The organism is Clostridium sp., from assembly GCF_051278035.1.
In the GTDB taxonomy this organism is placed as follows: domain Bacteria; phylum Bacillota; class Clostridia; order Clostridiales; family Clostridiaceae; genus Clostridium_AD.
This window is the reverse complement of sequence record NZ_JBNMNU010000211.1, coordinates 1-6,653: the sequence shown is the minus strand read 5'-3', so window position 1 is coordinate 6,653 and position 6,653 is coordinate 1. Positions and strand designations below refer to the sequence as shown.

Here is a 6,653-nt window from a genome sequence, read left to right as displayed (position 1 = left end):
CAACTTTCGGGCTTTCCCATATTTTGCAGGGTTACCCACTTTATAAGCCACCTTCGGTTTACTTTCGCTATGTTCCATATTTTCCCTGCTGCTTCCTTCAGACCCTACCGTTGCCAGTAACTCCCTTGCTCTCAGGTTGTCTTCCCGTTGGTTAGGTGACTTAGGCTTCTTTCAGCCTATCGGCTCAGTACACATGCTGGACGTACAAAAAACCATTAAATAGTTTCCTATTTAATGGTTAAATATTAGTTCAAATTAAAGAACTGTAACATTTTCAGCTTGAGGGCCTTTAGGTCCTTTTACTATATCAAAAGAAACTTTTTGTCCTTCATCAAGTGATTTGTAACCATCTGAATTTATTTGAGAGAAATGTACGAAAACATCTACTCCGTCTTCTCCTGTAATAAAACCAAATCCCTTTTCTCCATTAAACCATTTAACTGTACCATTCATAATGTAATACCTCCGAAATTTTATTTCTTAAATGTTTGTAATAGTTCACTAAATAAAATTTCGATATTAACATACTATATTTAAAAAGTACTAATTGAAATATATCTGTGCTGCATTAATTACTAGTCATCTAAGTCAACTCAAATACTATCACAGTTGCTTTCAAAAAGCAAGATATATTAAACATGATATTTTTATATGCGCTATATTATTACCTTTATTTAAGATGAGTTTCTTGACATTCTAATGGAGAATTTTTGATGTAATTATTTTTTGGAATTTTCAAATAACTAGGCTTTCATATGATATAATTAACTATATCATGTGAAAACGCATAAAAACGCATAAAAAGGAGACTTGAAATGATATCTAATAAAATGAAAACTTTAGTTGCTAATAGTTCTATAATAAGAGCTATGTTTGAGGAAGGTAAAAAATTATCTAAAATTTATGGGGAAGAAAATGTTTTTGATTATAGTTTGGGTAATCCAAATGTTGAACCACCTGAAAATATTAAAAATGAAATTAACAAAATATTAAATGAGACAGCTCCGAAACTTATACACGGCTATATGAATAATTCTGGATATGAAGATGTCAGGTCTAAAGTAGCCCAGTTTTTAAATAAGAAACATAATATAGATATTGATTGCAATAACATAGTTATGACCTGTGGTGCAGCTGGCGGATTAAATATATTGTTGAAAACATTACTTAACCCAGAGGATGAAGTTATTGTTTTTGCACCTTTTTTTGGAGAATACACAAACTATGTAAATAATTTTGATGGTAAACTTGTAGTAGTTTCTACAAATATTGATACATTTGAACCTGATATGCAAATGCTAAGAGATAAAATAAATAGCAAAACAAAAGCAGTTATTATAAACTCTCCCAATAATCCAACGGGTATTGTTTATTCTGAAAAGGTTATACAAGAGTTAGCAAAACTACTTTCTGAAAAAGAAAAGGAATTGGGTATAAGTATATATCTAATATCTGATGAACCATATAGAGAAATAGTTTATGACAATGTGGTTGTTCCGTATATTTTAAAATATTATAGGAATTCATTTATTGGATATTCATATAGTAAATCATTATCACTACCCGGTGAGAGAATCGGATATGTTGTTGCAAATACAAATATGGACTCATTTGAAGAGATAATGGAATCCTTAAATGTAGCTAATAGAATTTTAGGATTTGTAAATGCACCATCTCTATTCCAAAGGGTTATTGCAAATTGCCTGGAGGCTGAAGTAGATGTAAGTATATATAAAAGGAACAGAGACCTCTTATATAATCATCTTACAACAATAGGTTTTAAATGTGTAAAACCACAAGGGGCATTTTACTTGTTTATTAGAACACCGATAGATGATGATAAAGAATTCTGCGAGGAGGCAAAAAAGTTTAACTTATTACTAGTGCCAGGATCAGCGTTTGGATGCCCTGGACATGCAAGGTTATCTTATTGCATATCATACGAAAAAATACAAAATTCACTACCGGCTTTTACTAAATTAGCTCAGTTATACAAGATTAAATAATATTGTAATAAATTTAAGTTAGACTTTTAAGGGAGGCAATTGAGCCTCCCTTAATTACTATATGTTGACTTATACTATTTTAAAAACATTGAAAACTACTAATATCTCTAAGATCCATTCCAAAGTATCTCCAAGTATTTCTTTGCCAACGGAAGCCTGCTACAGATCTTGGCCCCACAAATGTAAGCCATGCCCAGAATCCGTTACCTCTTCGTGGCCATATATATACAAATCTAAAGAGGCAAGGTCTGATTGCACCTGGGTCTACAGCTAGAGGAGTAGCACCAAATTGCTGCGCTTTAGGCTCGGATGGTGTGAAATTTGGAGGGGCAGAAGATGGTCCGCCTTGAGAACTTTGAGGACCCTGAGGACCCTGAGGACCCTGAGGACCTACTGGTGAAAAAGGGAAAGGAAGCATTTGCCTGTAGGGGCAATCTAAAGGAAGACCTCGGTTTTCTAGCTCATTAATATACTCTGAATAATAAGATCTAATAGTATCATCATCTATATACATAAAATTGGCTCCTAAAAGTATTTACATTACAGTATATGAATGCGCACAAGTTTTTGTTATTTAAATAAAACGGTTATTTATTATATTTTGAAATTAGGTATTATATTCCGGGATTAACATGTACCATGCAATGTTTAATTCTATTGTCTAAATTTTCTATAGAATTATGAACACTTTCCGCAATTTCATGGCCTTCACAAACTGATAAATCTCTATTAACACATATTTCTACATCTACAAATAATCTGTTAGCATGTAATCTAGTTTTTAATTCATCTATGTTTATAACACCATTTGTATTTTCAATTTCATATGTTATTTTCTCAATAGTTTCTGCATCAGCGCAGTGATCAACTAATTGATCAATTGCTTGTTTGTAAATATTTATGGCTACTTTGGTTATTAATATGCATATAACTAATGATGCAATTGGATCCAAAATTGGATAGCCCATTCTAGCACCTAAAACGCCAATTAATGTTCCAATAGAGGAAAATGCATCGGATCTATGATGCCAAGCATCAGCCATAAGAGCGGAGCTTTCAATTTTCTTAGCGCCCTTAACGGTATATCTATACATCCACTCTTTAATTAGTATAGAAAGTATTGCAGCATACATAGCAATCTTGTGTGGAATTACAGTTGTTCCAGTTATGATATTTTTAACACCATTGTATCCAATAAGTAGAGCTGTAATTAATAATATGCTTGCCAATATCTTAGCCATAACAGGCTCCATTTTTTCGTGACCATATGGATGACCTTCATCAGCAGGTTGTTTAGCTAATCTCAAACCAAGCATTACTGCGAGTGTACTCAATACATCAGAAAGTGAGTGTATACTATCAGCGATCATAGCTCCACTTCTACCGAAAATACCTGCGAACAACTTAATTACTGACAATAAAATATTAGCAATTATTGTTATACTAGATATTTTGATACCAATACGAAATCTTTCTTCACTGTTCAATTAACACACCTCGTTTTTAATTGATAATACATTTTTAAAGTTATAACAATAGTATATGCTGGTATAACGAGATTTGCAACACTTTTATAATACGAAATTAATTATCAATTGATAATAATATCCACTATATTTTGGGAACTATTATTATGTATGATTATGCTAACAAAGTATTACAATATATTATATGTTTCTTATAAGAATGTGTTATCAGAAATAGACCAATGAATGTATAATGATGAAATGGATAAGATAATAACTAAGATTCTACTTATTTTAATAAAGGGGTGTTTAATATAAATATTAAAAAATATACTAGGCCCAGTAATGAAGAGCTAAAAGATAAGTTAACAGATAATCAATATAAGGTGGCTGTGGAGAATAATACTGAAAGAGCCTTTTCTAATGAATATTATGATAATCACGAACCTGGTCTATATGTAGACGTAGTGACAGGTGAACCACTATTTTTTTCGAAAGATAAATATGATTCAGGATGCGGATGGCCAAGCTTTACTAAACCTATTGTGCCTGACGTAGTTAAACTTACAGAGGATAAAAAATTTAATATGATTAGAACTGAGGTTAGAAGCAGAAGTGGAAATATACATTTAGGACATGTATTTGATGATGGTCCTAAAGATAAGGGTGGTAATAGATATTGTATTAATAGTGCTGCTATAAGATTTATACCAATGGATAAAATTGAGGATGAAGGGTATGGTTATCTTATAAATTCAATTAAATTATAACATTTAAAGAGGTCGACCGCACTCTCGTAGCTTCAGCAATTAAGTCACATATTCTTCACATAATTTATCCGAAATGTTTTGAAAATTATATGATAGAATATAAGATAATAAGTCTATATTTATTTAATAGATTTAATATTATAAGACATATAACTTAGGGCTTAATGCGTAGGGGTGATGCTGTTGTCAAAGAATATATACCTTGTTGAAGATGAAATAAGTTTAAATCTTTTGCTGGAAAAGTACTTACAACGGGAAGGTTATGAAGTAACTACTTTCGCAAATGGTAATTCTGCAATAGCAAGAATTAAAGATATGCCTGATCTTTGGATACTTGACATAATGCTTCCAGATATTGATGGGTATGAAATTATAAAAGCTATTAAAGCTAACAATAAAAGTACACCTGTTATCTTTATGTCTGCAAGAAATGAAGAACTTGATCGCGTGGTTGGACTAGAGCTGGGTAGCGACGATTATGTATCTAAACCATTTTTACCTCGTGAACTTATTATTAGGACAAATAAGCTTTTAGAAAGAATTTCAGGAACTGACAATGAAAATATCAGTCAATCGTGCGATGACTTAAATTTAGGCGGATATAGCATTAGCAAGAAACAAAGAACGGTTTTCCAAGGTACAGTAGAGATTATACTGACTAACAAAGAATTTGAACTGCTTTATTATTTTGTTAAAAACAAAAACAATTTAGTTTCAAGAGAACAAATATTAGATACCGTATGGGGAGATAATTACTTCGGATCAGATAGAGTCGTTGATGACACCATAAGGAGAATAAGAAAAAAAGTAGAAAAATTCACCATTGATACTGTATATGGATATGGTTATAAACTGTTGTATAAATCATGAGAAAATTTAAATTCAAATCATTAACTATGAGAATATGGACCACCTTCACACTGATAATACTTATAATAATTTTTAGTATTTCATTTTTCTACCTAGTTGCTTTTAGAACCATAAATGAGAAAGCTAAAATTGAAGATCTCAAAGTATCTCATGATTATTTAATAAATGCTGAAAATTATACAGAGTTAAATAGGTTTGATGAGCTAAATAATCTAAGAGGTAGCGATCATTATATTGTAAATGTAGATAGAAATAATAAAACTGAAATTATAAATATAAATAAAAAGCATGAATTATCTCCTAATGCTCCCAATAAGTTAAATGAGCCTAAACCACCTTTTAATTTTAATATTAGTGATGCGAAATTGTGGATGTCAAGTTTCATTACACCGGGAACAATTGTTGAAAAACAATTTAAAGAGTCCTACAACAACATGAAATTTATTTTTATAATAAGTTCAGTTGAATATAGGAATTATGGGAAATCATATTTAATAACTTATATGCCTGAAGTAAAAGATAATAATTTACTATATATAATGCTAATTATAGGCCTTGTATTTATAGCTATTGGGTTTCTGACAGCTAAACTGGTTGCAAATTCTATATCAAAACCACTTAAGGAACTTGAAAATTATACAGTTAGAATAGCCCATAAAGATTGGAAGGACCCTATAAAAGTTAAAAACGCAGATGAGATTGGAATCTTGGCAAACTCAATGAATATAATGCAAAAGGAATTGAAGCGTGCGGATGAAGAAGAAAAAATGTTTTTACAAAGTATATCTCACGATTTAAAAACACCTATTATGGTAATTATGAGTCATGCGGCGGCTATTATTGATGGTGTATACGTGGAGTCAGTTGAGAAAAATGCGGAAATAATAAAGGATGAGGCTTTAAACTTAGAGAAAAAAGTTAAACAGATGTTATATTTGAATACCCTTGATTATATTTTAGAAAATAATATTGAGGATATTGAAATTAATTTACAACGGTTGCTCTTTCATATAATAAATAGATTTAAAGTAATTGATAATAATATTAACTGGGAATTATCTATTGGAGAGGCTATAATAATTGGAGATGCAGATAAAATACAGGTCTCTATTGAAAATATCTTGGATAACAGCCTTAGATATGCCAATGAAAAAAATTGTGTAACCCTAAAAAAGAAGGAGTTTTTGCTGTTATGGAAATATATAATGATGGTCCTAATATTCCGGAAGAGCATCTTTCACATATTTTTGACAATTTCTATAAAGATAAAACTGGGAATTTTGGTCTAGGGCTGGCTATTAGTAAAAAAATTATAAAATTTTATAATGGTGAAATAAATGCCATAGATAGTGATACTGGTGTTAGCTTTTTAATTAAATATCGTATGTAATGTCAAAGCGACCAACAAATTATTGGTCGCTTTTTTTATGAATTTTCATATTATTATTTAAATAATCAGTTTTTGTGTTATTATTATATTATGAGATTTTTTATTTAAGAGGAGGAATTTTTAATGAATTCAGACCCTGACCCCGCGCTTA

Annotated in this window: 6 protein-coding genes and 1 pseudogene; 4 read left to right on the top strand and 3 right to left on the bottom strand. The window is 30.7% G+C overall.

All coding sequences use genetic code 11. The annotated features are described in order from the left end of the window. Positions 1–255 precede the first annotated feature (255 nt). Entirely contained in the window at positions 256–453 is a 198-nt protein-coding gene (locus ACJAX4_RS21010) for a cold shock domain-containing protein (protein ID WP_435791386.1), read from the bottom strand. A 362-nt stretch (positions 454–815) separates the two neighbouring features. Between ACJAX4_RS21010 and ACJAX4_RS21005 the strand changes: the two genes are divergently transcribed. Further along, positions 816–2,006, top strand: a complete 1,191-nt coding sequence (locus ACJAX4_RS21005; protein ID WP_435791385.1) for a pyridoxal phosphate-dependent aminotransferase — start codon at positions 816–818, stop codon at positions 2,004–2,006. Positions 2,007–2,085: 79 nt separating this feature from the next. Here the strand turns inward: ACJAX4_RS21005 and ACJAX4_RS21000 are convergent, their stop codons facing one another. Further along, on the bottom strand, positions 2,086–2,520 hold the full coding sequence (locus ACJAX4_RS21000; RefSeq protein ID WP_435791384.1) for a hypothetical protein: 435 nt from the start codon (positions 2,518–2,520) through the stop codon (positions 2,086–2,088). 100 nt (positions 2,521–2,620) lie between these two features. Next, positions 2,621–3,493, bottom strand: coding sequence for a cation diffusion facilitator family transporter (locus ACJAX4_RS20995; protein WP_435791382.1), 873 nt, complete (start codon positions 3,491–3,493; stop codon positions 2,621–2,623). 284 nt (positions 3,494–3,777) lie between these two features. Between ACJAX4_RS20995 and msrB the strand changes: the two genes are divergently transcribed. The 3 genes and pseudogenes from msrB to ACJAX4_RS20980 all read left to right on the top strand — a co-directional run bounded on the left by msrB (position 3,778) and on the right by ACJAX4_RS20980 (position 6,502). After that, positions 3,778–4,242 (top strand): peptide-methionine (R)-S-oxide reductase MsrB, encoded by a 465-nt coding sequence (gene msrB, locus ACJAX4_RS20990; protein ID WP_435791380.1) that lies wholly within the window; start codon positions 3,778–3,780, stop codon positions 4,240–4,242. 183 nt (positions 4,243–4,425) lie between these two features. Continuing rightward, complete coding sequence (locus tag ACJAX4_RS20985; RefSeq protein ID WP_435791378.1) at positions 4,426–5,112, top strand: response regulator transcription factor; 687 nt, start codon at positions 4,426–4,428, stop codon at positions 5,110–5,112. Further along, positions 5,109–6,502: pseudogene (locus ACJAX4_RS20980) on the top strand (sensor histidine kinase). The gene ACJAX4_RS20985 and the pseudogene ACJAX4_RS20980 overlap by 4 nt, the downstream one beginning before the upstream one ends. Positions 6,503–6,653: the final 151 nt, after the last annotated feature.